This window comes from Paenibacillus sp. AK002, assembly GCF_053903045.1.
Genome location: NZ_CP096377.1, coordinates 3783518 through 3809792, shown reverse-complemented (window position 1 = coordinate 3809792; position 26275 = coordinate 3783518). Strand labels below are relative to the sequence as shown.

The window sequence follows — 26275 nt, the reverse complement described above, 5'->3', positions numbered from 1 at the left end:
TATAGGAGCGGTATATATTGTTGCGTAGAAGAAATGAATTTCATGAGCGTTATGAACGCTTTGTCCAGGAATTAAGGAATGAAATCGTTGCCGGTGTTCTTCAGCCGGGTGAATTTATTTTGCCGGAAAACACGCTTAGCCAGAAATATGAAATGAGCCGGGTATCGATCCGGAAGGCGCTGGATGAGCTGGTGAACGAAGGATTGATCGAGAAAATCGCGGGCAAGGGCAACCGGGTGAAGGTGCCGGATGAGGACAGAACGCCTGTCGTGCTGAGACTCGCCTGGTTCTCTTCTTCTTATGAGATTCCGATTATCGAAAAAATGATCGAGGCGTTCGAGCGGAAGCATCCGTTCGTTCAGGTGGAGATGGTGCTGTATTCCGAGGATTTCTACACCGAAACCATCATCCGGTCCATTGAGGACGGTCAAGGGCCTGATCTGTTTATCATGTCGGATCAGCATTTCCGGGAATGGACCGAAAGCGGGCGCACGAATCTGCTGACAGGGTATGTTCCACCCCGTCTGATGGAGGAAGGGGTCAGCTATCCGCGGGTCTTCGAGCTGTTCAATCATGAAGGCGGCATGCTCGCGGCGCCGTTTGTGTTCTCACCGGTAGTCATCTGTTATAACCGATCGATCTTCCGTCAGCACGGCCTGTCTCACCCCGTCAGTCTTGGCGACTGGCAGCAGCTGCTGGAGGTGGCCAAAGCCAGCACCTCGGCCCCGAACGAAGACGGAATGACCGATCATTACGGCTTCTGCTTCTCTTCGTCCCCCAACCGCTGGCCGGTCTTCCTGCTTCAAAATGACGGCAGCATCATGGCTGCAGACCGCAGCCGGAGCACGATGGCGGACGAACGGAACATCGAAGCGCTGGAGTTTTGCGTCTCGCTGATGTACAAGGAGCATGTGTCGCCGATCTTTTCCCATGGCAGCAGCCATTTAGCCGAAAGCCTGTTTATGAAGGAACGGGTTGCGATGATCATGTCCACTTATTATTTCATGAATGAATTCCGCGACCATTCCATCGACTGGGATGTGATGACCTTGCCGAAAGGGACCAAACCCGCCACTATACTGCTAGGCGGGGGGCTGTCGATCAACGCTGCGAGCAGTCATCGGAATATCGCCGAAAAACTCGTGGATTTTATGACGGGCGAGGAAGCACAGAAACTGCTAAAACAGTACGGATGCACCATTCCGGTGTTGCGGTCTGTTGCCGAAGATGACAGCCTGCTGAATCCGGACATTCATCCGCAGCACTATAACCGTTATCTCGAGGTGCTGCCGCATGCTTATCCGCTGCATATCCTTAACATGAACCAATCTGAAATATTGACGCTGCTGGATGAACTGAATCTGCTGTGGGCCGGCATGGAAACCCCGGCGGATACCTGCACCCGGATCGAGCAGCTCTTCAACTCCCGGCTGGGCTCTTGAAGGCGCCGGTACCGGGATGGAGAAGTGAAGAATCGGTAAAGAAGAGCACCTTCAGGAGAACGAAGCCATGTCGTAAGATATGGAGTCGTCTTGAAGGTGTTTTTGTGTTGGCAGCAAATATGCATCTATCTGTTAGAAGTTGCCGACATGTTCATTTGAAAGGATCTTTTAAGAATATTTATCGACCATTTTAAGCAAATAATTGCGAAACTCCTCTACGTATGATTTCGGTTCTACGATTTCTAGATTTGTACCGAAACTTGCTAAAAACTGAAATCCAATAGGGTTCCGAGGAATTTGGATGGTAGCCAGGAAATATTCAGAACTATGACTTTCAATACTCTTTCGACCGTACCTTTCAATAAACTGATCTTTTATGCCGGGCGCAATCAACGCTTTAATGGCGACTAATTGCGGCTGATAACTGGCTGCGTCTTGTTCTAATGCATAATCTCTCGGGTTAAAGGTTTCTTCATTCATATTGAGATTATCGATCCTGGATAATTTAAATGTTCTATAGCTCTGGCGATGTAAACAGAATCCCTTCAAATACCAACTGATTTCGCTAAAATGAAGCTGATACGGCTCGACGATTCGATTCGTTATCATGCCATTTTTATCTATATAATCAAATGAAATTAACTTTTTCCCTATGATCGATTCTTGGCATGTCTTCAAGGTTTGAAGAATATCGGACCGACCCTCCCAATCATAAAATGATAGACGGACTGAACCTTTCAGTGACATGGGGTGAACCATGGCCTCCATTTTTTTAATCGTGATTTCAACTTCCTCGCTAATTAGAATTTGTTCCAATCCGCCGAGCGCAGTCAATATATTTTCTAAGTCGGAGCTGTTTAGAAGTCGCTTATCCACCTTGTATTCATCCATAATACCGTATCCGCCATGAATTCCATGAACAGAATAGATGGGGATATTGGATAAGCTCAGTGTTTCCATATCGCGAAGAATCGTTCTTTTGGAAACGTTGAATAATTGTGCGAATTCTTTTGTTGAAACGATATCTTTTTTCAGCAATATCATGATAATGGATATTAATCTCTCAACCTTCTCCATAACGGCCCCTCTTTTGGTACAAATTTTTAAATGGTGACATGCGTCTGTCACCACTAATAAATTATACTTCATCTATCAAAAGAAGGAGGTACAACTTTATGTCAGCTATTGCCTATTTGAACTTTGATGGAATCGCCGGAGAAGCGATTGAATTTTATTCGGAGGCTTTACAGGCGAACGAGGTAAAAAAAGTGAAATTTAAGGATTTTCCGCAGGATCCAAACTATCCATTGCCAGAAAATGAACTCAATATGATCATGGAGTCCTCGGTACAATTTGCAGGCGGGAAAATCATGATGTCGGATATTTTGCCCTCCATGAAGGCGGTAACGGGTGAGTTGGTGAAAGGAAACAACATGCTTATTAGTCTAATCATGGAGGATAAACAAGCATTGGAAGAATACTTTAACCAATTGTCTGTTGGCGGCCATGTTGTGATGCCATTATCCAATACTCCTTGGTCTTCGTGCTTTGGAATGCTGGTTGATAAATTCGGAGTTGCCTGGAAATTTAATCGTGACGCAGACCGCTTCCTGGATAAAGTCATTTCAAACAAACAGTAACGCATTCAAAACATGGCCTATCAATGAAAGGCCATGTTTTGATATTCTCATTAGAAAGGAGGAGGATGGGTTTTAGCTATGAAAATCGAGCATGTCGTTCCAGCAAAATCGAGAGAGGATCTAAGGATTTGGCTGCTGAACCATGGCACGACCGAGAAGTCTTGCTGGGTCCTAGTTAGTATGACGCCAACCCCTGATATGTTGTTATATTTGGACGTCGTTGAGGAAGCTTTATGCTTTGGATGGATTGATGGCATGAAAAAGAAAATATACCAAACCGAGCTGGCCCAGAGACTGTCTCCTAGAAGTAAAAAAAGCTCCTGGACCGAATTGAATAAAGAACGTGTCCGCCGCCTCGAAAAGTTGGGCTTCATGAGTGACGAAGGCAGGAGGGTTCTTCCTGACATGGATCCCGGTTCTTTCAGAATAGATGGAGTGATAGAACAAAGGCTAAAGGAGGAAAAACAAGTATTTGAGAATTTCATGGCATTTCCGGATCTTTATAAAAGAGTTCGGATTGACACGATACAAAGCTATAAGAATCAGCCGGAATTATTTAAGGGCAGATTAGACAAATTCATAACCAACACAAGAGAAAACAAAATGTACGGTCAATGGAACGATCATGGCCGTCTGCTGGATTATTAACATTCCCTGGGCCGAAGGCCAACAACCTTAGTATGGTTGAGTACCGAACTAAGGTTGTATGCATTGCCTTTTTATCACTGGAACTCTATTGAGTTCGACATAATCAATTCCAAAAACTCTTCAAGATTATGTGCCGCTTGTTCAACTTCTTCAAATTCAGGTTCATATCCGCGCACGATAGCACCAATGTCATTGGTTAAATCAATCGCATAGAAGGAATACCCTCCATCAACTGACATCACGATCGGCAGGTAGGAATCCCACCACGCAGTTATTTCTGATTTCCATAGTTCATCGTCCCTTGCTGCCTCCAAACTGAGCATTTCAAATTCATTCCATTTAAATTCAGCCTCGGAGCGATTATTGTATTCATCCTCGCATAGAAACCAGGTCTTCTCATCAGGTGTGATGCATCGTTTTACAACACTTAAAAATTCCAAATAATCATTAGGGATTTCCTTATATCTTGATAACAAGCTGCCAGCTAAATGTAATTGATGATCCTCATTCTTAGTTATCGTCCAACCGTTTTCTTCAGCCCAAATCATAAATTCATTTATTTTGTCATTCATGGTCTATCTTCTCCCACCGTATTCAATCCAATTTCTTATAGGCTCTGATTATTATTCTAGTCAGACAGTTCCATATCCTTCTGGAACTCAATGTGCATTTCATATTTCGATAGGTATCGAATAGTATTCGGTTTATACTATATACAAAAGTACGCCAGTCGATAATAGATGGGGAGAGGTATAGTATGGACATGATAAAACAGCTTGAAAAGCTTACCGCCTTTAAAAAGCTTCACTCTAATTTCTTTATTTTGCCCAATGCATGGGATGCTGCAAGCGCGAAAACTTTCGAGAAGTGCGGCTTCAAGGCCATTGGCACGACAAGTGCCGGCATAGCGGATTCCCATGGGTATGCGGATCGGAATATGCCCTTCGATCGGATGCTGGATACGGTCCGCAGGATCGTGCAAACCGTGGATATCCCGGTTACCGTGGATATGGAAGACGGGTATGGACAGACGCCTGATGAAGTCGCAGAATCGGTTAAGCAGGTGATCAAGGCAGGCGCGACTGGGATTAACATAGAAGACAGCAGCATGGATCGACAAGCGCCGCTGCATGATATTTTGCTCCAGCAAAACAAATTAGCCGTGATCCGAGGGCTGGGGAATGCCATGGGGTATCCTCTCTTCATCAATGCACGGATCGATGCTTACTGGATCAAGTCTATGCCGTCTGCTGGGAGGCTTGAAGAGACGATCAAGCGGGCCCATGCCTACCAGGAAGCCGGGGCAGATTGTATTTTTGTCCCCGGAATCCAGGAAATCTCCGACATCCAAACACTGCGCCATGAAATAAGCTGTCCGATCAATGTATTGGCCGGGCCGGGAATGCCTTCCGCAAAAGAACTTGAAGCGCTGGGGATTCAGCGTATCAGCACCGGCTCAGGACCTTTTCGCGCCGCAATATCGCTTCTGCATCGCATGGGCCATGAAATTTTGGAGGAGGGAACTTTTGAGCACATGACTTTGGGAGTCCTTTCTTACGACGATTTATCGGAAAAGCAGCCTTGGTAGCAATCAACGGAGATAGCGCCTGCGTAGATCTTCATTTCCGCAACGCTATGGCTGCCGGCGAATCGGTAGCGATGGAGAACAGTTAAAATGTATCCCTGGAGAGTGGGCTTGCCCCACTCCTTTTTTTATGGGCAGGGATTATAATCCATCGTGACAGTGAGAAGTTTGGATGGAGGGGGGAGTGAACGTCAGAAAGCGGGCTGCTTGCTTCCGATAAAATGTTAGCGCCTTCACAAAAAAACAAGCAAGAATACAACCGGGAGAACAGAAGCTGCGGTGCCTTATTATCGTGTGGCAGATGAATAATCTTGAGGAGGTATTTATGCTTACCATTACAAGAAAAACAGTTAGTCTGTTGGTCGTGCTTGCCGTAATGATCACAGGATTCTCACCCCGAACAGCGGATGCAGTAGAAATCGATAGCTATTCAATTTCTTCAATGGATATGACGGATGCCGCTGATCCGGCATCTTTGGCACAGACCGCCGCTGATCCGGCCACGATACAAAATTACCCGATGCCATCCATCTATACCGCATCCAGCGTGTTTTCGTTGAAAGCGAATAACGAAGCGATTCCTGTAATCAGTTATCTGGCTGATTATGATTATGCTCAATTTTCTTTTTCCGGCACGGTCCGTATCGAAGTTACCAATAATGTGCCGATTACATCATACTCCATCAGTCCTCAGGCTAAAAATATCGAAGGCACGGTCAACGGGAACAAGCTAACGTTCTATCTTTCATCCTCAACCTATGTCATCGTGAAAATCAATGACCAGAGGAAGAAGATTGTGATCGCAGCAGATCCCTTGGAGACGGATATTCCCCCGTCCACAGGTGCCGGGATTTATAATGTGACGCAGTCGCCATACCATGCGGATAACACGGGTACAACGCTGGCATCGGGTCCGATTCAGCAGGCGATCGATGACGCCCATCAAGCCGGCGGCGGCGTTGTATTCATACCGGCCGGTGTTTATAAGAGCGGGAACCTGACATTAAAAAGCAACGTAACCTTTTACCTGGCCGGCGGCGCCGTCATTGTCGGCACGGGCAAAGGGGAAGACTACGTGATTGATTTTCGCAAGGATTCACGAAACGCGGATGGAACGTATTTTATTCGTACTGCCGTAGATTCCACCAATATTACGATACGGGGACGGGGAACCATTGATGGAAAAGGCATTGCGATGCGAGAGCGAAAGATGCCGGCGCCGAATAAGAATGAAGGGTTCCTCAATAACCTGCTCGTTCCGATCGCAACATCCAATTTTACTTTTGACGGACTAATATTGCGGGATGGCGGTTTCTGGTCGTTTATGGTGGTTCGTTCCGACAATGTGACCATAAACAATCTTAAGGGATTCCAGGATTTATACAAAATCGAGAATGACGTTATCGATATCAATGAGAGTCAGAACGTGCTTGTTCAGCATTCGATTGCCATATCAGATGATGACACGTATTCCACTAAAACCTGGCTGCAGACGGGGATGTCCAAAGACTGGCCGGGCGAGCTTGAACATTTGGAGAATGTGGTCTTTGATGACGCTTTTGCATGGACAAGATGCGCGGCTTTCAAGATTGGCATGGGTGTAGCCCAGCCGCAAATCGGCGTAACCATCCGAAATTCGTATGTGTATCAAAGCGCCCGAGCATTGCTTATTGATCATGGATACCAACTGAATACCCTCCCGGAGGAAGGTTATGCCCAAAATATTACGTTTGAAAATATCGACATCGAACGCGTCGGCATCAATCAATTCGGGAACTATTGGCTTGGAGTGTCCACCAGCACTTCCGGCGATGTAAGCAATGTTGTAGTCAAGAACATCAATGTTCGCGAGACCGGCACCCAGAAATCCAGAATTTCCGGGAATGCCACGAAAGGCGGAAGGGTTAACGGCGTCACGTTCACGGATGTTTATGTTGGAGGCAAACTTGCAACAACCCTGGACGACTTGAATGTTACCGTTAATAACAATGTATATGGTATCGTTTTTGCCAATTCCAAACCGCCGCTATTCAGCGACAATTTCGAAGATGGAAATACGGCGGGGTGGACGTCGATGTCCGGCGGCTGGACCGTCCCGACAGTCGGCACGAATCACGTGCTGTCCAGCGGAAATCAGACAACCACCTCCCTGATTACCGCTAATAGCGGGGGTTCATGGACGGATTACGTTTATGAAGCCAGATTAAGAATGCCCATCACCAATGCCAACGCGGGCATGGTCTTCAGGGTGCAGGATGCAAACAATTATTATATGTATCGCATTCATTCATCGAATCAACAGCTGGAGTTGTTCAAATCCGTGAATGGACAGCTGACGCTTGTAAACAGTATGCCGTTCACGGCCATTGAGAAACAGTGGTATAAGGTTAAGGCGGTTATACAAGGGAACACGATTTCCTGTTACGTGGATGGAGAATTAAAGATGGAATGGACCAATCCTGCAACCGAATTGACGGCTGGGGGGATCGGATTCCGGACCACCTCGGCCGGCGTCCATTTTGACGATGCCGTGGTTAGTCTCCTCAATAAAGCGCCTGAGGAGATTGCCCTTTCACACAACAGTGTTGTTGAAAACACGACGGCGGGAGGCATGGTCGGAACCTTTTCCACCAGCGACCCTGATGCGGAAGAAACATTTTCTTATATGCTGATAGCAGGGGCAGGGGATGTGGACAACGGCAGCTTCACCATTTCGGACAATAAGTTGTTCCTAGCCGTAACGCCTGATTACGAAGCCAAGGATAGCTACAGCATCCGGGTGAGGAGTACAGACTCAGGCGGACTGTATGTTGAGAAGACCTTTACGATCCATGTCACGGACGTGAATGAACCTCCCGTGAATCCGGATCCTATGGTCATTGTATTCAGCGACGATTTCGAAGATGGAAATGCCGGAGGATGGACGTCTGCTTCAGGTTCCTGGGATGTAACAACGGACGGCACAAAAGCCTTGATTCAGAATCAAGCTGCCACTGCAGTCATTGCTGCCGGCGATTCGTGGACGGATTATACGTATGAGGCCAAAGCGAAAATGCCCATCACCAATTCCAACGCAGGCATTCTCTTCAGGGTACAGGATGCGGGTAATTTCTATATGTTCCGAATCCATTCCGCAGCCCAAAAGCTGGAGTTGTACAAATCCGTGGACAACGTCATGACCCTTGTATCCAGTACCCCGTTTACAGCTCAGGCGAACCAGTGGTATACGATGAAGGCTTCTATTGAAGGGAACGCAATAAAAGGTTATGTGGATGGAGAATTAAAAGTGGAATGGACCAATCCCGAGACGGAACTGACAGCAGGAAAAATAGGATTTCGGACCACTTCGGCAGGCGTAGCTTTTGATGATGCTGTGGTACTGGCACCTGATTCGATCTAACTTGAAGGCATCCCGTACCGTGTCAATAAAAGCCGATCCACAGGTCGGTCAGCGTTAAGAGGATCATACGAAGGAGCTGCCCCTAACGCCATGATTGGCTGCCAGGGACAGCTTCGTTTTTTTGCATTGTCGTACAGGGGATGCAGTGACATAATCAAAGAATAGAATTTAACGGAAGGCGTGAAAAGCTTGGAGTATCTCCGCAGGCAATCGTTCCGCAACAAACTCAAGGTCGCTTTTCTGGCTGTCATCGTGCTTTCTGTCCTGATGACCGGAGGGTTGTCTTATTATATCTCGGCTGCCACGCTGGAAAAGAATGCGCTGAAGCTCACGCAGGATACGGTGGTCAGATCCGCGCAGATCGTGGATGAGAAGCTGAACAAACTGATGCTGATTATGATGACGTTTATGATCAGCCAGCCTTTTTACGACATGCTGAAGGATGCCGCCTCCGGGGATGCCAGCAGATATTACACGCATCTGAACGATCTTGATAACGTTTTCTCGCAGGCGCGGATCGCCGAGCCGCTTATCCAATCGATCTACGTATTTACGCCGATTGGCGAATTTTATCCTTCGTCCATGAACCGCAATCGGCTCACCGAATTCGAGGATACCGTTCTGTATGCGCGCATCGAACAGGAGAAAAAGAACCTGTGGGTGGAGGGTCATGAGGATATGCTCTTCTCCGGCAAGGAACGCGTCATTTCGCTTATTCTGGAGCCGATCTTTGACACCCCGGTCAGCGGTGTTTATATTGTCGTGAATATCCGTGAGGACGGTTTCCGCAAGCTGGTCCAGGGGAACACCGCGGAAGGGGCGTCCAGCTTCTTGCTGAACGCTGATGGAGAGGCGGTTTACCCCGTGAAGGAACCGCTGGTCAGGCAGGCGGTGGAGACGGGTAATTTGAGTGGCATGATGAGCCGCTCGGAGGGAAGTCAGCCCTTTGAAATGGAAGGCCAGACCTATCTGCTTAATTATGCCCGTCTCGGCATTGCGGATTGGACCATGACCACCATCCGTTCCCGGGCCGACGTGCTCCAGGACATGGTGTATGTCAAATGGCTGATCGCCGGGGTTACGCTGGCTGCTTTTACTGTCACCACGTTGATTTCGGGTGCATTTTCACGCTATTTGCTAAAACCGCTGCAAGGGCTGCTGAAGGTGATGAAGCGGGTCGAGAACAACGATCTGACCGCCCGTTTTGAGAGCGGCAGCGGAGATGAGCTGGCTCAGGTGGGATTTCGGTTTAACCGGATGCTGGAACAGATTGTGGTGTTGATTGATGAGGTAACGGAAGCCCAGACGCATAAGCGAACTGCAGAGATCAAGGCGCTGTCGGCGCAGATGGACCCGCATTTTCTGTACAACACGCTCAACACCATCTACTGGAAATTGAAATTGAAGCAGATCGAGCCGTCGCAGCAAATGGTCATGTCGCTCTCACGCCTGTTCCAACTCGGATTGAACAATGGCCAGGAAATTACGACACTGTCGAAAGAACTGGAGCATGTTCGCCAGTATTTGGAACTGCAGTTAAGCTGCTATGAAGGCTTATTCTCTTATGAGATCCATGTACGCGAACCGGAGGCGTCATCGCTTTCGATTCCGCGCATCATTTTGCAGCCGCTGGTGGAGAACAGCATTTTGCACGGTTTTCGCGATCTGCAGAACGGCGGCCTAATCGAAATCGAGATTAGCGGGGATGAGAAACGCTGGACGATAGCCGTACGTGATAACGGAAAGGGAATGGACCAGACCCAAGTGCGCGAACTCTTTTTGCAGGAGTCAAAGAAGGGATATGCGGTGTCCAATCTGATCCGGCGGCTCCGGCTCTATTATGGGGACGGTGCGGAATTTCGCGTAGACAGTGCGCCGGAGCGCGGAACCGAAATACGGATTTCATTGCCCAAGAAAGGGGAGCATTTGGATGAGCAATCCTGAGGCGATCAGTCTCTGCATTATCGACGATATTAAGAGCGTGGTGGACGGACTGACCGCGATGAACTGGGAAGAGCAGGGGATTCGGGTCGCAGGTGTATCGAGCAATGGGGAAGAGGGGCTTACGCTGATTGGCGGGCTGCGTCCGGATCTGGTTATTACCGATATCCGGATGCCGATTATGGACGGGTTGAGCATGCTGCGTTTGGTGCTGGAAGAGAACCCCAGCTGCAAGGTCATTCTGATCAGCGGCTATGCCGATTTTGAATATGCGCAGCAGGCGGTGCAGCTGGGGGCGTTTGATTTTGTGGTGAAGCCCTTCACAGAAGAAGATATGATGTCGGCTGTGCTGCGAGCCAAAGCAGAGGTTATGGAAGAGAGGTCCAAACGGATAAGTTTGAGGGAAATGGAGAACAAGCTTCGCGAGAGCATGCCGGCGCTGCGACAGGAATACTTTGCGCTGCTCATAAGCCACCGCACTTCATGGGAAGAGGCCTCGGAACGGTGGGAGTTTCTGAATATTGAGCTGGAGCCGCGCGGCTTCGTCGTGATGCTGATTGAAATTGATCGTTTCCGGGAGCAGGTTGCCGAGCAGTCCGTGAAGGAGATGGAGCTGATCCGGTTCTCGCTGTTGAATATTATGCAGGAGACGCTTGCCCAGTATGCGCACAGCGTTCTTTTCCGTGCCCGTCATGATCAGTACCTGGCCGTACTGAACGATTCAGGACCGTCCAGTCCGATCGAAATTGCCGAGCAATGCTGCCGGAATATTGAACGGTACACCAAGTTTACGGTCTCGGTCGGGGTCGGCGGCAGGGTGGAGGAGATCAGCGGGCTCCCGGATTCCTATCGCCAAGCTCATCGGGCGCTCTCCCATCACCTGTTCACCGAAGGCAATGCCGCCATTGAGTATGACGATATCCACCAGAGCGGAAGCCAGGAGCCGCTGGCACTGGAACACAAGGACGAGCTGCTGCTGGCCCTTCGTTCCGGAAATGCTGTCCGGACGGACGCGTTTCTGACCGCGATTTCGGAAGCGCTGCAGAAACGGATTTCCCGGCAAAATCCGGATTATCTCCTCAGCCTGTACGATGAGCTGGCTGCTTCAGCGATCCGCACGCTTTACGAAATGGTTCCCTATTCGGAGATACAGCCGATGATTCAGAAATTCAGATCGGTACAAGGGACGGCGGGGCTACCGCTGGCCTCTTTGCAGCGTCATCTGCATGCCTTGTGCACGGAGGGAGCCGAGCTGGTTCGCCGGAACAGCTTATCCGAAGGGCAGAAGGTTATTTATAATGCCATAGGCTACATCAAGGGCCGCTTGTCCGAGGATATTACCGTTGGCGAATGTGCCGCGCATGTGCATCTAAGCGCCAGCTACTTTTCCAGCTTATTCAAGCAAGTAACCGGAATGACGGTCACGCAGTATATCACCTCGGAACGCATTCAAAAAGCGAGACTGCTTCTGGTGGAGGGGGCGCAGGTGCAGGAGGTGGCTGCGGCGGTAGGTTATGAGGAGCGCAGATATTTTAGCGAGATGTTCAAGAAGATCACCGGCCAGACACCGTCGGAATTCAGGGCGGGCTATCACATGGAGTCGCCGGAGGCTTGAGGTGCCTGCTGCAGGAGACCATAGAATTCTATCCCTTGAGAGTGAATTTGCCTCACTCCTTTTCCGAGAACGGGATTCTATAATAAAAAACGAGCTCACAATACAAACGTTAATCAAAGGGGTAGAATGTATGCGAAAAAAATGGTTAAGTCTCGGCTTGAGCCTCATTCTGGCAGCCGGAATCGCAGGCTGCGGCGGGAACGACAACAGCAGCAATGGCGGCACGACGAATGGCAAGTCTGACGGTGGAACGGCAGCACCATCAACCGAGACGGGCCAACCCGTACAGCTTAAATACTGGACTGACGACCGTCATGACCAGGAGTATATCAAGGAATTGATCAACAAGTTCAATGAAACTAACGAAGATAACATCCAGGTGGAACTTACGGTCATGTCCGAGAATTACGCGCAAAGCGTCGACATTGCCTTCTCCAGCAACCAGGCGCCGGATGTGCTGCGTCTCAAGAGCGCCAATACGTCCGGATTCGTCAAAAAAGGGTATCTCGCCCCAATTGACGAGTATCTGACCGATGACTTGAAAGCGAAGTTCGGCAGCCTGCTGATCGACGATGTTAACCGTTTTGACGGCAAGGTGTACTCGCTCGCCAATACCGGCCTCACCATGCGCCTGGTCTACAACAAGGATCTCTTTACCAAAGCGGGCATCGAGAATCCTCCGAAGTCGCTGCAGGAAATGGTGGAGGATGCCAAGAAAATTACCGAAGTCGGCAAAGCCGAGGGCATCTATGGTTTTGCGCTGAACTTCAAAAATCCGAAGCAAGCATTTGACCGTTCCGTCCGGGAGATTCTTTCCTTGAGCGGTTATCAGGGACTTGGCTTTGATCTGAAAACAGGCCAATTCAATTTCGAGCCTTACTCGCAGGTCATTGAATATTTCAAGCAAATGCATAAAGACGGAAGCATTCTGCCTGGCGCGGAAGCGCTGGACATCGACCCGCTGCGCGCCCAATTCGCCGCAGGCAAAATCGGGATGTATCTATCCTTCTCGACGGAGCCCGGCGTGTACATGGATCAATTCCCGACCGAAATCAACTGGGGGGGCGCATTGGCTCCAACGCTGGACGGTCAGATCAAGGGAACTTCCGAAATCGTGTCCGCCGGAACGTGGCTCGGCATCAGCGCCCAATCGGCCAATAAGGAAGCGGCTTGGACATTCATGCAGTATATGTACGGCGATGAGGTTCTGAAGACCTATCATGAAAAAGGCTTCGGTATTGCCATAGTGCCAAGCATTGTAGAACAGGCTAAAGATCCGGAGATGGGTGGCATGGAAGGCTTCCTGGTCGGGGAACACGACTCGCTCTGGCCAGCTTCGCCAAACGTTACTCCGGAGGGTACCACCTATGCGGACGCTTTCTTCAAATATATCCTTACCGATGAAGACCTGAAAGCGATTACGGAGGATTTAAACACAAGATACAACGCCGCATTGTCCAAGGCGGTGGAGAAAGGCGAGGTCACTGTAACGCCGAACCCTGCCTTTGATCCAACCAAACCGCAGGGAGAATAACAGGCAAGGATGGGGCTGCCGCACACAATTTGGCGGATGCCCCTTTTCTTTCCCCGAAGGAGGAACGAATCGTGAGTATGAAATGGAAACGGCTGGGGGAGAATGCTCTGTTTCTGTCCCCCAGCATCATTTTGACGTTGGCTCTGGGCATCTATCCCTTGTTATGGATGCTGCGTTATATGTTTTATGACTATGCGGGATATGGCGATGCGCTGTTCGTTGGTCTGGACAATTTCCGTCGCCTGATGCGCGATGCGATGTTCTGGGAATCGGTTGGCAATACCTTTATCTATGCCGGGGGCAAGCTGCTGCTGACGCTGCCGTTGTCCCTGCTGCTCGCGGTCATCCTGAACGGCAAGATGCGGGGCGGAAATCTGCTGCGCGGGATCTATTTTATGCCGACGATCATCAGCACCGCGGTTATCTCCGTGGTGTTCTATACGATCTTCAATTCCTATAACGGGATGGTAAACACCGTATTGATGAAGCTGCATCTTGTCTCGCAGCCCATCGACTGGCTCGGCCCAAAGCATGCGATGCTTACGGTCATTCTTGTGGCGGTATGGGGCGCGGTCGGTAACTATATGCTGCTGTTTCTGGCCGGATTGCAGAGCATTCCGCAGGATTTGTACGAAAGTGCGGCCATGGACGGCGCGAATGCCGGAAGACGGTTCTGGAGCATTACGCTTCCGATGCTGGCTCCGGTTGCCCAGTTGGTCATTATGCTCGCGATTATCGCATCCCTGAAAGGCTATGAGAGTATTATGCTCATCACGGAAGGCGGACCGATCGGCAAAACGGAGGTCATGTATCTCTATCTGTACAAACTGTTGTTCCCGGTATCCACGGGTTCTCCTGTCGAGCAGCAGCTAGGATACGGCAGCGCCGTAGGCTTCGCCACCGCTGTTATTGTGGGAGCGATCACGGGCTTGTATTTCTTATTAAGCCGTAAAATGAATAAGTTGTATTAGAGTTTCTTTTAAAAAGCCCACTTAACATGATTTTTGAACATGTACTATAAGCGACATTAGACGTCAATTTAGCGAAGGCCCTTACGATTTGACAACAACGCCGCAGATCGGTTGATCATGAACGGCTGCAGGCGTGCAGGAGGATCAGCAGATGAACGAACAGGTATTCCCCCAACAGCCGGATGCGCGCGGCAAAAACGCCGCCCGCCCGCCTTCCGGTCACACAGGCAGAATTGTGGGCCGTACGGTGATGTGGCTGTTCTTATTGATAACGGCGATACTGACATTGTTTCCCCTGTTGATGACATTGTCCGGTTCGCTCAAGACCGGCGCCGAAATGATGACCGGTGGCAGCCTGCTGCCGGCCAAGCTGCAGTTCGTCAACTATGCCGAAGCCTGGAAGCAGGCTAATTTTGCCCGCTATACCTGGAACAGCGCTTTTGTCAGCATTATGGTTACCGCAGGCACCCTGCTGGTAGCTGCCATGGCGGCTTATGTGGTGGACCGTCGCCATTTTCCCGGCAAATCCCTGTATGTGACGACGCAGGCGTCGATGATGTTTATATCCGTCGGTGCCATTGTGCTGCGCCCGCAATTCGATTTGATGGTCGCGCTGAACCTGAATACCACGCTGTGGGGCGTGATCCTGATTCTCATCAGCGCCCATTCCAGCACCTTTTTTATGCTGCTGGGTTTCTTCAAAGCGATTCCCCGCGAGCTTGACGAAGCGGCCATGGTGGACGGCTCCGGGTTCGTCCGAACCTTCTTCCGGATTATTCTCCCGCTCCTGACACCAGGGCTTGGCGTGGCCGGGCTGTTTGCTTTCCGCCATGCCTGGAACGAATACATTCTGCCGCTGGTGTTCACGATGACGAATCCGCAGCTGCAGACGCTCACCGTCGGGCTGGCGAATCTTCGTTACGGTTCTTCCGCGGCCATGCAGATCCATTTGATGATGGCGGGAGCATGCCTGTCGATCCTGCCGATGCTTCTCGCTTATATTGTGGCGAACAAATCCTTTATTCAAGTGACGGCGGGTTCAGTCAAAGGTTAATTTCATAATTCCATATACAAGGAGTTTGATGCAAATGAGAGATTCAATCGTGGGACCTTTGTTTTCCAGCCCGATCATGACCCGGCATGCCGCGAATCCGATTCTGACTCCGGGTGATGTGCCCTACGGTCCGGCGATGGTCTTTAATGCCGGAGTTGCCAAATTCAAAGGCAAATATGTGATGGTTTTTCGCAATGACTACGGTGATGAACTTAAAGGGATTGTTGCTCCTCATCATACGACGAATCTTGGTCTGGCCTTCAGCGATGACGGCATAAGGTGGGATGTGCAGCCTAAGCCGTGCTGGTCTTGGCATGATGAAGAGATCATCCGCGTGTATGACCCGCGTCTAACGGTAATCGGCGAACAATGTTATATGTGCTTTGCGGTCGATACCAAGCACGGGCTGCGCGGCGGCATCGCCGTCACCGAGGATTTCCGATCCTTCGAGGTGCTGAGCCTGTCGCTGCCGGACAACCGCAACATGGTATTGTTCCCGGAACGGATCGGGGGCAAGTACGTCCGGCTGGAGCGTCCGATGCCTGTATACAGCCGGGGCGGGATAGACCGCTTCGACATGTGGATGAGCGACTCGCCTGACCTGAAATACTGGGGAAACTCCAAGCTGCTGCTGGCGGTTGAAGATGTAGCTTATGCCAATGACAAGGTTGGCCCCGGCGCTCCGCCCGTCAAAACGGACAAAGGCTGGCTGACCCTGTTCCATGCCGTGGACATCGATCCCAGCAGGGGCAAGAACGGCTGGGAGGACAGCTGGAAGAAGCGCTATACGACCGGTATTTTACTGCTGGATCTTGCCGATCCCAGCCGGATCATCGGCAGGGCGGAGACGCCGCTGCTTGCCCCGGAAGCCGATTACGAGACCGATGGGGGCTTCCGCAATCATGTTATTTTTCCGGGAGGCATGATTCTGGAAGAAACCGGGGAAGTCAAAATCTACTACGGCGCCGCCGATACCGTAGAATGCCTGGCAACTGCGCATGTAGACGATTTGCTGGATCTCTGTCTGAAAGGCACAGTCCATAAGTAATTTTGACAGGTTAAAGCTATACAAAATGGGGAGGTTTCTATGAAAGGACATATTACGTTGCCATCCGCCAGCATTCCGGTTGCCCGCGAGGTGGATGTGCTTGTCATCGGCGGAGGTGCTTCCGGCATCGCCGCCGCCATTGCCGCTGCGAAAGGGGGGGCGCAAACGATGCTGGTGGAGCAGCGAGGGTTCCTTGGCGGCATGGGCACGGTTGCGCTCGTTCCGGCTTTTTGTCCCTTTACGGATAAGCGGAAGCCGATTATCCGCGGTCTCGGCCTTCAATTGATGGAACGGATGAAGCAGGCATGCGATCCTCAGTACCGCGAGGAATATCAAGAGATGCTGGATTGGGTGCCGATCGATCCCGAAGTGCTGAAGCGGGTTTATGATGATGCCATTCTGGAAAGCGGTGTGACGCCGCTGTATCACACCTTTGTTTACGATGTTGTCCGGTCTGAGGACCGCCGGAAGGTTGAAGGTGTCGTTGTCGTTAACAAAACCGGACGGTCTTTCATCCCCTGCAGGTATATTATCGATTGCTCGGGAGATGGGGATATTGCCGCACTGGCGGGAGCTCCTTTTCAGAAGGGCGGGGAAGCGGGCGAGCTTCAGCCCGGCAGCATGTGCTATTTGCTTGCGAATGTAGACCGTCCAAGGTTCAAACAGTACTTGGAGGAGAGCGGGGATACGGGCCAACTGCACAAGACGGTGGAGCTGGCGATCGAGGACGGCGCGCTGCCGGAGGGCCGCAAGTCGATCTCCGGCCTTGCTTGGGTCAGCGACTATTTGGTTGGCGTCAACTTCGGCCATGTATTCGGCGTTGATGGCACCCTTGCCGAGGATTTGACGCGGGGGGCGATTGAAGGGCGCCGCACGGCGGAACGCCAGCTGCAGTTCTTCCGCCGCTACGTGCCGGGCTTTGAGCACGCCCATATGGTAGCGAGCGGGGAGCAGCTCGGGATCCGGGAGACGCGACGGATCGAAGGGGACTATATCCTGACGGTCGATGACTTCCTGGCTGCGCGCTCCTTCCCGGATGACATTGCCCGCAACGCGTACTACATCGATATTCATCTCGCCAACAGCAAAAGCGAGATGACCTTTAATCACCTTCCGCCAGGGGTTTCACACGGCGTACCGTACCGGATCATGCTGCCGGTTGGCATCGACAACCTTTGGGTTGCCGGACGCTGCGTATCCTCGGACCGAGCAGTGCAAGGCTCCCTTCGGGTGATGCCGAACTGCTTCTCCATGGGTCAGGCCTCGGGAACGGCGGCTGCATTGGCGCTGCGGGACGGTACCGGCTCGCGCGGCATTTCCGTAGCCGAGCTTCAGCAGCGGCTGCTGGAGCAGGATGTATGGCTGGGAGAAGATTTCATTCCGGCTGATAAGCAGAAGGAAGGGAATGCGCCGTGAAGCAGCTTCCATTAACGGACGAGTGGTTTCACGGTGCCGTGTCGCTCGAACACCGGGAGGATGGTATCAAGCCATGGCGGATTCCTTACATGGATTACGAGCTGTACCCGCCTGCGGGAATCGATGGCAAAGCCGAGATATGTGCCGGTATTCGCCTGCGGCTGCGGACGGATTCCACCGAGGTGGCAGTCTCTTTTGCCTCGCTTGCGGACGCCGCCGCCATGGATTGCGTTGTAGGAGGTAGACTATGCCAGACGCTCAGCCTGCCCGGCGGAGCAGTAGAAGCCTTGTTCAGCGGACTTGAGGACGGGATCAAGGATGTGGAAATTTGGCTCCCTCAAAATATAGGAATGACCTTAACCGGCCTGCGGATTGGGGCTCAAGCTATCGGAGTCCCGCTGCCGGACACCCGGCCCCGCTGGATTACGTACGGGAGCTCCATTACACAGTGCGTCGGGGCTTCCAGCCCTTCCCGCGCTTGGCCTGCCATTGCCGCCGAAGCCTGCGGCTTCAGCTTGACCAATCTCGGCTTCTCGGGCAACTGCCACATGGAACCGATGATCGGGCGTCTGATTCGCGACTTGCCGGCCGATTTTATCTCGATATGTGCAGGCGTGAACATCTATGGCGGGGGCACCATAAGTCCACGTATGTTCAAGCCGCTGCTGATTGGACTGCTGGAGACGATACGCGACAAACACAGGGATATCCCGCTGCTTGTCATTTCTCCGATTTATGGCACCGTCCGCGAAACGCAGCTCAATTCGTTGGGTTTCACCCTGCCCATCATGCGGGAATTCATCCGCGAGACCGTGGAGCTGCTAAGGGCTCGAGGCGATCGCCAGTTGTTCTATCAGGATGGCTTGAACTGGTTCGGTCCGGAGGATGAAGCCTTTCTGACGGATGGTCTGCACCCTGGAGCCGAGGGGTATGAGCTGCTGGGCCGGCGTTTCCGTGATCTTCATGAAATTGCGTTACGGGCTGTACATCGAAACGCGGAGTGAGGAGTTTCTATTATATTCGGGATAACCAATGGGAATCATGGCAGATCATTTTTGAACTTTATTTTGGTTGGACGAAAAGAACTTTAAGACCTTAAAGCCGCCTCATGTGCGGCTTTTTTGGTTTGTAGTATATAAATTCATCACTTGACCGATTAGATTAACTACTGTCAGATGCATTTACTGCTTATTTAGCTAGCGGGAACTTTTATGGAATATATTATCCATTTATGGTTGATGAATGGGTATGCTAAACTAATTTTTCGACTGCCTTATGAACTAACATGTGCAGAAATAAACTAGCGACTTCATATGCAGCTATTGAATAATCCTAATCATAATGTGAATGTATCAGAAAGGAAGTACAGCTTTGCCTAAGCACATAAAGATCTACGCACCAATACTTATTATTATCATCTTTATAAACGTTGCGGTGTACAGGCATTTGGAAAACCAGGCATCTGTTAGATACAACAGCCTCCATTCCCTGTATCAGCTGAAGAACGACTCGGCATTTGCCTATTTAGTGAAGCACGCTTCTGAAACGATTCCGCTTGCTGATACGCTGATGGCGATTTGCGAGTCGAAGGAAAATGAAGATCCTGCCAAGATACGGCAATGGATCGATAAGGCGAAGATCCAAGCGGAGGAAATCGATGAGCAGCTATTAATGATCATTGAATTTAGCGATACCTTCCCAAACAACGCGGTTCCCAAGCTTTCAGTTAATAATACGGCAATGACAACGGATACCCAGGAGGACCTGTTTATTCTCGCTTTTCAGGCAAGGACATGGCGACCGTTATAACAAATAAGCTATTCGTATTGGAAGTCTAATCCTAAAACAATTGACGCCAAGACCAGAGAAACCTTGCGCTCGCTGGCGACTGAGCTCCGTGCGTTAAACCAAACGATTATGTCGTTTAAGGATGCCGCGCATCGCATGTTTTTCGAGGATCAAATAGAGTCCTATAAAGCGGAAATGCTGCGGCAGTTGAAACCACATCTTGAACGATTGAAAAAGATCCAAGATGACTTTACAGGTCAAAAATAAGACGAATGAATGGAATGGGCAGCATGTTACGCCTTAATATAATGAAGATAATGGGTTTTATAGAAAAATAAACCTCAGCCTGGTAAACTACCAATATAAAGTTTGAGGAGGAACCAGGCTTGAAGAGTTTTGTGAAAAATTCTGGCCGCATCACTATGATGTTGTTCATTGCATGTAGTGTCGGTTGCAGCGCAAGTGAACAAAGCAATCCACGCACCCCAGAAGAGATAGCAACAAAGGAAGCTGTTGAGTCCATGAATATGAACCCCCAGGCTGATTCAGGAACCGAAGAATTAAGCCAAGCTGGAGAACGGTATGGGTCTAATATTATGTACTCCATTAAGATGTATCTCGAAAGACCGGAAGTTTCTCAAGCATTTCGCAATCAACTTGCCGAAACGATAGAGCTTGGATATGACTTGTATCGAAAGAAGGACATTCCGGAGTTCGAATCTTTGGTAGTCCATATAAAAAATGATAATCGATCAGAGGTAAAGGAGATATATGAGAAACTTATAACGATTTACCCTCTACCCACCAGAACAATCAAAGGCGCAAGCTTCAACAGCACTAACGATGAAACAGTAAAGGCCGTTGAATCCTATTTTTGAGCCTGCCTTGACCGAAATATAGATCTTGTGTTAAATTTTTTCATGTAATAACGATGATGAACAATGGGAGGGATAAAGTGATGACTGCTTCTGAGATTGTAGATGTAAACGTGAACCTGTCATGTAAAGCGATGTTTGACAAGGTTCACAAAATAACAAATCAGATACCGGAACTTTATCCTTCTATGCATATATGCAGTTCGTGACTTATTTATAGTTAGTCTCTTATTTTTGTATAGGTATAGTTAGGTTAATGTACGCAAAAAAGCACCGGTAAGCTGGTGCTTTTTTGCGTTTTCTCCGTTTAAAGGGAGATAGAAATGAAGCATTTATCTAAGTATGAAAAAATACGTAAGATCTTATCGGCTCTAAATCAACCGAATTATAGATATTCGCAAATAACAGAGTCAATCTTCAAGAACAAGATCGGAAATTTCGAAGCAATGAACAATTTGCCTAAGCCTTTAAGAAATGAATTAATCAAAGAGCTTGGAAACAATGTGTTAAGCATCACACCAAAAATGGAGCAGAAATCCAACCAAGTAAGCAAAATTCTGTTTGCTGTCCCAGGCGATGAATACATTGAATCCGTAAGGTTAAGTTATCAAACGGGCTGGGAATCCTATTGTATCTCTTCGCAGTGCGGTTGCGGATTTGGTTGTACATTTTGCGCTACGGGAACACTCGGTTTGAAGAGGAATCTCACAACGGATGAAATAACGGATCAACTGCTTTATTTTACTTTGAATAACCATCCCTTGGACAGTGTGTCTTTTATGGGGATGGGTGAGGCACTTGCAAATCCGTATGTATTTGATGCTTTGCATGTGCTGACGGATCCTAAACTTTTCGGTTTAGGACATCGAAGAATTACGGTTTCTACCATAGGTTTAATACCTGGAGTAAAAAAGTTGACGAAGGAATTTCCACAGATTAATTTAACGTTCTCGCTTCATTCACCATTTCATGATCAGAGAAGCGAGTTAATGCCCATTAACAATCATTTTCCATTAGAAGAAGTTATGACCGTGTTGGACGAGCATATTCAGCAAACAAAACGAAAGGTTTACATTGCTTATATCCTGCTAAGGGGTATCAACGATTCAACTAAACATGCTGAAGCCGTTGCTGATTTGTTGCGTGGAAGAGGGCCATGGGAACATTTATATCACGTCAATCTAATTCCATACAATTCCACTGATGCCACATCACAAAGTTTTGTAGAGTCGGATCAGAACAGCATCAATATGTTCCTTAGAATCTTGAAGTCAAAGGGAATCCATGTCACCGTGAGGACCCAATTCGGATCGGACATCAACGCAGCATGCGGCCAACTATATGGATCAAACGGTAACATTTAATAAGTCGATCAACTAACCAGGAGGAATACAATGTTCTTAAAAAATACATCTATAACACATGTGATTCTCCATGCAGAGCCGGTTTTGAGTATTTGCATGGAGCAGCTAACACAATAGAAACTGGCTTTGCTGCTTGAACAATAATTTCAAGGAGTGAGTCGTTCGTGAGATATATTAATGCTTCTGTCGTCTTGCCGGAAGAACTAGTTGAACAATTACAGGAATATGTCCAAGGCGAATACCTCTATATACCAGCCGGAAAAAATGAATTTAAAGTCTGGGGAGAGCTGTCGGGCGCACGAAAAGAGATTAACCAAAGAAATGATGCTATTGTGGATGCGTATTTATCTGGCGCTTCAGTCGAGGAACTGTCAGAATCATTCTTTTTATCCACCTATGCTATCAGAAAAATAATTTATCAGAAATAATTACCTACGAATCCCTTCAAGCGTGCTAAAATCCAGCACTGTTACTTGAAGGGATTCTTTAACGCAAAGAAGAAACCGGGCATGAGAGCAGCCACTTACATGTGATGCAGCTTGCAATGGGCGGGCTACGGAAAATATACGATATCGAATTTACGGCCGCTTGCCTGCAGTCAAAGCTTGATGATAAAGACCACGGGAAGGGACGAATGAAACGGGTAACAATCGGTATTGGATTTATGATCATTGTAGTTTTATCCGTATTGCTGGCTGTGGGCCTACCTGGAGGGGGAATTGGATTTGCAGTTATTTCGCAGCTTTTCACTGGGTTTGGCATCGGTCTGGCACATCCAACCACCGGAGACATTGCGCTGCAGCACGCAAAAGCAGGGGAAGAGGGGGAAATATCCGCCAGTCTTCAATTTACAGATGCCTTTAGTCCTGGCTTGAGTATTGGAATCGGCGGAGCCCTCGTTGCGATTAGTCAGTCGCTGAATTTGGGTATATTAACGGGGATCTTATTGGCTTTGTCCCACCAATTTATCTTCGTGCTCTTGAGTTTTACGATATCCTTCCGCATCAAAGATACTTAAGAGGATTTTAACCATTGGATAATTATAACATTGACAACTGCAGGCTTTTCCAAAATAATAGAATGTAATTGAATACTGGTACCTTTAATTCAGTCCAGAGAGGCTGGCAAGGGCAGCGGATTTTTATAATCACGCGTGATTCAGTGCATATCCCGTCAGGGATGCCCTGTGTCTTTGCGCGGGTTATGATGTGATAAAAGAGGCTACTTGTCAGTGAAGATTTGACGAGTAGCCTCTTTTTTCTGCTTCTTTGGTATCAGAACACTTTAACCTGGAGGTATTCTGATGAGCAAACAAGATCAAGAGTTTTCGTGGCAAGCGGTACCGAAAACGCAAAGAAACCATTTTTGGAAGACGTTATCCGTCATGTTAGGGTTTACTTTCTTTTCGGCAAGCATGCTGGCAGGGGGGACATTGGGCGTCGGCTTGACGTTCATGGAGTTTATTGGAATCGTCCTTGCGGGTAATTTGGCACTCGGTATCTACACAGGAGCGCTGGCACATATCGCTGCAAAAACGGGCCTTTCCACGCATTTGCTGGCAAAATACGCGTTCGGTGAGAAAGGGTCGTACCTGCCATCATTCCTGCTTGGCTTCACGCAGGTCGGATGGTTCGGCGTCGGCGTGGCCATGTTCGCAATTCCGGTTGCCAAAGCGATGGATTGGAACGTGTATCTGTTGATCTTCCTGTTTGGTCTCGCCATGACGGCATCGGCCATCTTCGGCATGAAGTCCCTGGTCATTCTGGGTTATATCGCGGTTCCGGCCATTACCATTCTCGGCAGTTACTCCATGTTCAAAGGCGCGGATATGCTGGGCGGTCTGCAAGGCTTGCTCGATTACACGCCTGAACAGACGCTCACCGCGGCAGCGGCACTGACCATTTGTATCGGCTCATTCATTAGCGGTGGAACCTTGACGCCCGATTTTGCACGGTTCTCCCGGACATCGAGGCAGGCGGTTACCGCCACGGTCATTGCGTTCTTCCTGGGGAATTCGCTCATGTTCCTGTTCGGTGCGGTTGGCGCCATGGCTTATAACCTGGCAGATATCTCGGAGGTCATGTTCCTGCAAGGACTGATCATTCCCGCGATCATCGTACTGGGGCTGAATATTTGGACGACCAATGATAACGCTCTTTACGCTTCCGGACTGGGATTTGCCAATATCACCAAAATATCGAAAAAATTCTTCGTAATCGTAAACGGCATCGTGGGTACCGTATTGGCCATGTGGATGTACAACAATTTCGTCGGTTTCCTTAATGTGCTGGGCGCGGCGGTACCGTCCATCGGAGCCATCATCATCGCGGACTACTTTTTTGTGAAGCGCAGAAACTATAAGCCGTTTGCCGACATGACTTTCAAGAAGGTAAACTGGATAGCGATGCTGGCTTGGGCTATTGGCGTGGCGTTCGCCCAGCTTGCTCCAGGCATAACGCCATTGAACGCACTAATCGGTACGGCGGTGGCCTACATTGTGTTGATGCTGATCGCTTCTGCGAAAGAATCCAAAGAAAAGGGGAAAAACAATGATTATACAGAACGCAAAATTGCGGGGTAAAGAAGGTTTGTGGAATATCGTCGTGAAAGACGGTAAGTTTGAGCTAATCACGCAGTCGCTGGAAGCAACGGCGAATGAGGAAGTCATTGACGTGGGCGGCTCGCTTGTGCTGCCGCCGTTCATTGAACCTCATATTCATCTGGATACAACGTTAACGGCAGGCGAGCCGGAATGGAATTTAAGCGGAACGCTGTTCGAAGGCATTCAGCGTTGGTCTGAACGCAAGGCATTCCTTACGCATGAAGACGTCAAAACGCGCTCCAAAACGGCACTGAAGTGGCAGATGGCACAAGGCATCCAGCATGTTCGGACGCATGTGGATGTCACAGATCCAAGCTTGACTGCGGTAAAAGCGATGCTTGAAGTGAAAGAAGAAATGGCACCCTACATCGATATTCAGCTTGTCGCTTTTCCGCAGGAAGGCATTCACTCCTACCCGAACGGCGCGGAATTGCTGGAGGAGTCGCTGAAAATGGGCGTTGACGTGGTTGGGGGCATTCCGCACTTCGAATTCACGAGGGAATATGGCGTTGAATCGATGAAGGTTGCGTTTGACCTCGCTGAAAAATACGACCGTCTCATCGACATCCATTGCGACGAGATTGATGACGAGCAATCCCGTTTCGTGGAAGTCGTCGCCAAAGAAGCCTACGAACGCGGGCTGGGCTCTCGCACCACGGCAAGCCACACGACGGCGATGGGCTCGTACAATGATGCATATACCTACAAATTGTTCAGATTGCTGAAGATGGCGGACCTTAATTTCGTCTCCAATCCTTTGGTCAACATTCACCTGCAGGGACGATTTGACACGTATCCGAAAAGAAGAGGCCTGACTCGCGTGAAAGAGCTGCAGGAAGCTGGTCTTAATGTGTGCTTCGGTCACGATGATATCTTTGATCCATGGTATCCGCTAGGCACGGGCAACATGCTGCAGGTGCTGCACATGGGCATCCATGCTTCCCAGTTGCTCGGTTACGATCAAATCGTGAATTCGATCGATCTCATTACGAAAAACAGTGCAAGAACGCTGCATATCGAGGACGTGTACGGTATTGAAGAAGGCAAGCCTGCGAACTTCATCGTTCTTGAAGCCGAGAACGAATATGAGGCTATACGCAAACAGGCCGGGGTGCTCTACTCGTTCAGAGGCGGCCGCAAAATCGCCGAAACGAAACCGCGGGACACGTCAATCATTCTTGAGGGCGGTTCGGAGAAGGTCACTTTTAATAAATGATGGATTGAAGACAGGTTCTGAATGAATCGTTGATATTCCATTTAAATTATAAATAGGTTACTTGGCAATTTAAAGCCATCGCGTACTTAGCGATGGCTTTCTTTATATTGAGGATTCGTTTACGAAACACGCGATT

At 49.3% G+C, this 26275-nt stretch carries 21 protein-coding genes and 1 pseudogene; 20 read left to right on the top strand and 2 right to left on the bottom strand.

Annotation, left to right across the window (positions count from 1 at the left end; all coding sequences use genetic code 11):
• The first annotated feature begins 17 nt into the window (after positions 1 to 17).
• Positions 18 to 1442 (top strand): extracellular solute-binding protein, encoded by a 1425-nt coding sequence (locus tag M1D70_RS16695; protein ID WP_456287370.1) that lies wholly within the window; start codon positions 18 to 20, stop codon positions 1440 to 1442.
• Between the two features lie 168 nt (positions 1443 to 1610).
• On the opposite strand, the gene M1D70_RS16690 is transcribed toward M1D70_RS16695, so the two are convergent.
• The gene (locus tag M1D70_RS16690; protein ID WP_456287369.1) at positions 1611 to 2519 is read right to left on the bottom strand and encodes a helix-turn-helix transcriptional regulator; all 909 of its coding nucleotides are present in this window, start codon (positions 2517 to 2519) and stop codon (positions 1611 to 1613) included.
• Between the two features lie 98 nt (positions 2520 to 2617).
• Between M1D70_RS16690 and M1D70_RS16685 the strand changes: the two genes are divergently transcribed.
• The gene (locus M1D70_RS16685) at positions 2618 to 3082 is read left to right on the top strand and encodes a VOC family protein (protein ID WP_456287368.1); all 465 of its coding nucleotides are present in this window, start codon (positions 2618 to 2620) and stop codon (positions 3080 to 3082) included.
• A gap of 78 nt (positions 3083 to 3160) precedes the next feature.
• Positions 3161 to 3730 (top strand): YdeI/OmpD-associated family protein, encoded by a 570-nt coding sequence (locus M1D70_RS16680; protein ID WP_456287367.1) that lies wholly within the window; start codon positions 3161 to 3163, stop codon positions 3728 to 3730.
• Positions 3731 to 3804: 74 nt separating this feature from the next.
• Here the strand turns inward: M1D70_RS16680 and M1D70_RS16675 are convergent, their stop codons facing one another.
• Entirely contained in the window at positions 3805 to 4302 is a 498-nt protein-coding gene (locus tag M1D70_RS16675) for an SMI1/KNR4 family protein (protein WP_036660999.1), read from the bottom strand.
• A gap of 185 nt (positions 4303 to 4487) precedes the next feature.
• On the opposite strand from M1D70_RS16675, the gene M1D70_RS16670 reads away from it, so the two are divergent.
• The 17 genes and pseudogenes from M1D70_RS16670 to M1D70_RS16590 all read left to right on the top strand — a co-directional run bounded on the left by M1D70_RS16670 (position 4488) and on the right by M1D70_RS16590 (position 26139).
• Positions 4488 to 5318, top strand: a complete 831-nt coding sequence (locus tag M1D70_RS16670) for an isocitrate lyase/PEP mutase family protein (RefSeq protein ID WP_456287366.1) — start codon at positions 4488 to 4490, stop codon at positions 5316 to 5318.
• Positions 5319 to 5757: 439 nt separating this feature from the next.
• The gene (locus tag M1D70_RS16665; RefSeq protein ID WP_456287365.1) at positions 5758 to 8715 is read left to right on the top strand and encodes a family 16 glycoside hydrolase; all 2958 of its coding nucleotides are present in this window, start codon (positions 5758 to 5760) and stop codon (positions 8713 to 8715) included.
• Between the two features lie 180 nt (positions 8716 to 8895).
• A complete protein-coding gene (locus M1D70_RS16660; protein ID WP_456287364.1) occupies positions 8896 to 10659 on the top strand; it encodes a cache domain-containing sensor histidine kinase in 1764 nt (587 codons plus the stop codon).
• Positions 10646 to 12271 carry a response regulator gene (locus tag M1D70_RS16655; protein ID WP_456287363.1) on the top strand — a complete coding sequence of 542 codons (1626 nt, stop codon included), beginning with the start codon at positions 10646 to 10648 and terminating at the stop codon, positions 12269 to 12271. Before M1D70_RS16660 ends, M1D70_RS16655 begins: the two co-directional genes overlap by 14 nt.
• Positions 12272 to 12401: 130 nt before the next feature.
• Positions 12402 to 13805, top strand: a complete 1404-nt coding sequence (locus tag M1D70_RS16650) for an ABC transporter substrate-binding protein (protein WP_456287362.1) — start codon at positions 12402 to 12404, stop codon at positions 13803 to 13805.
• A 71-nt stretch (positions 13806 to 13876) separates the two neighbouring features.
• On the top strand, positions 13877 to 14776 hold the full coding sequence (locus tag M1D70_RS16645) for a carbohydrate ABC transporter permease (protein ID WP_456287361.1): 900 nt from the start codon (positions 13877 to 13879) through the stop codon (positions 14774 to 14776).
• A 151-nt stretch (positions 14777 to 14927) separates the two neighbouring features.
• The gene (locus M1D70_RS16640) at positions 14928 to 15830 is read left to right on the top strand and encodes a carbohydrate ABC transporter permease (protein WP_009595440.1); all 903 of its coding nucleotides are present in this window, start codon (positions 14928 to 14930) and stop codon (positions 15828 to 15830) included.
• A 34-nt stretch (positions 15831 to 15864) separates the two neighbouring features.
• Positions 15865 to 16878 (top strand): glycoside hydrolase family 130 protein, encoded by a 1014-nt coding sequence (locus M1D70_RS16635; RefSeq protein ID WP_456287360.1) that lies wholly within the window; start codon positions 15865 to 15867, stop codon positions 16876 to 16878.
• A gap of 39 nt (positions 16879 to 16917) precedes the next feature.
• A complete protein-coding gene (locus tag M1D70_RS16630; protein WP_456287359.1) occupies positions 16918 to 18294 on the top strand; it encodes an FAD-dependent oxidoreductase in 1377 nt (458 codons plus the stop codon).
• The gene (locus M1D70_RS16625) at positions 18291 to 19298 is read left to right on the top strand and encodes an SGNH/GDSL hydrolase family protein (protein WP_456287358.1); all 1008 of its coding nucleotides are present in this window, start codon (positions 18291 to 18293) and stop codon (positions 19296 to 19298) included. The genes M1D70_RS16630 and M1D70_RS16625 overlap by 4 nt, the downstream gene beginning before the upstream one ends.
• 343 nt (positions 19299 to 19641) lie before the next feature.
• Positions 19642 to 20103: a hypothetical protein gene (locus M1D70_RS16620; protein ID WP_456287357.1), complete on the top strand. Its 462-nt coding sequence runs from the start codon at positions 19642 to 19644 to the stop codon at positions 20101 to 20103.
• 365 nt (positions 20104 to 20468) lie between these two features.
• On the top strand, positions 20469 to 20960 hold the full coding sequence (locus M1D70_RS16615; RefSeq protein ID WP_456287356.1) for a hypothetical protein: 492 nt from the start codon (positions 20469 to 20471) through the stop codon (positions 20958 to 20960).
• A gap of 320 nt (positions 20961 to 21280) precedes the next feature.
• Positions 21281 to 22321: a Cfr family 23S rRNA (adenine(2503)-C(8))-methyltransferase gene (locus M1D70_RS16610; RefSeq protein WP_009595405.1), complete on the top strand. Its 1041-nt coding sequence runs from the start codon at positions 21281 to 21283 to the stop codon at positions 22319 to 22321.
• Between the two features lie 164 nt (positions 22322 to 22485).
• Positions 22486 to 22749 carry a CD3324 family protein gene (locus M1D70_RS16605; protein ID WP_009595418.1) on the top strand — a complete coding sequence of 88 codons (264 nt, stop codon included), beginning with the start codon at positions 22486 to 22488 and terminating at the stop codon, positions 22747 to 22749.
• A 155-nt stretch (positions 22750 to 22904) separates the two neighbouring features.
• Positions 22905 to 23339 (top strand): annotated as a pseudogene (locus M1D70_RS16600) (hypothetical protein); the annotation flags it as partial.
• Positions 23340 to 23624: 285 nt separating this feature from the next.
• A complete protein-coding gene (codB, locus tag M1D70_RS16595) occupies positions 23625 to 24902 on the top strand; it encodes a cytosine permease (RefSeq protein WP_456287355.1) in 1278 nt (425 codons plus the stop codon).
• On the top strand, positions 24871 to 26139 hold the full coding sequence (locus M1D70_RS16590; protein ID WP_036673980.1) for a cytosine deaminase: 1269 nt from the start codon (positions 24871 to 24873) through the stop codon (positions 26137 to 26139). The genes codB and M1D70_RS16590 overlap by 32 nt, the downstream gene beginning before the upstream one ends.
• The last annotated feature ends 136 nt before the right edge of the window (positions 26140 to 26275 follow it).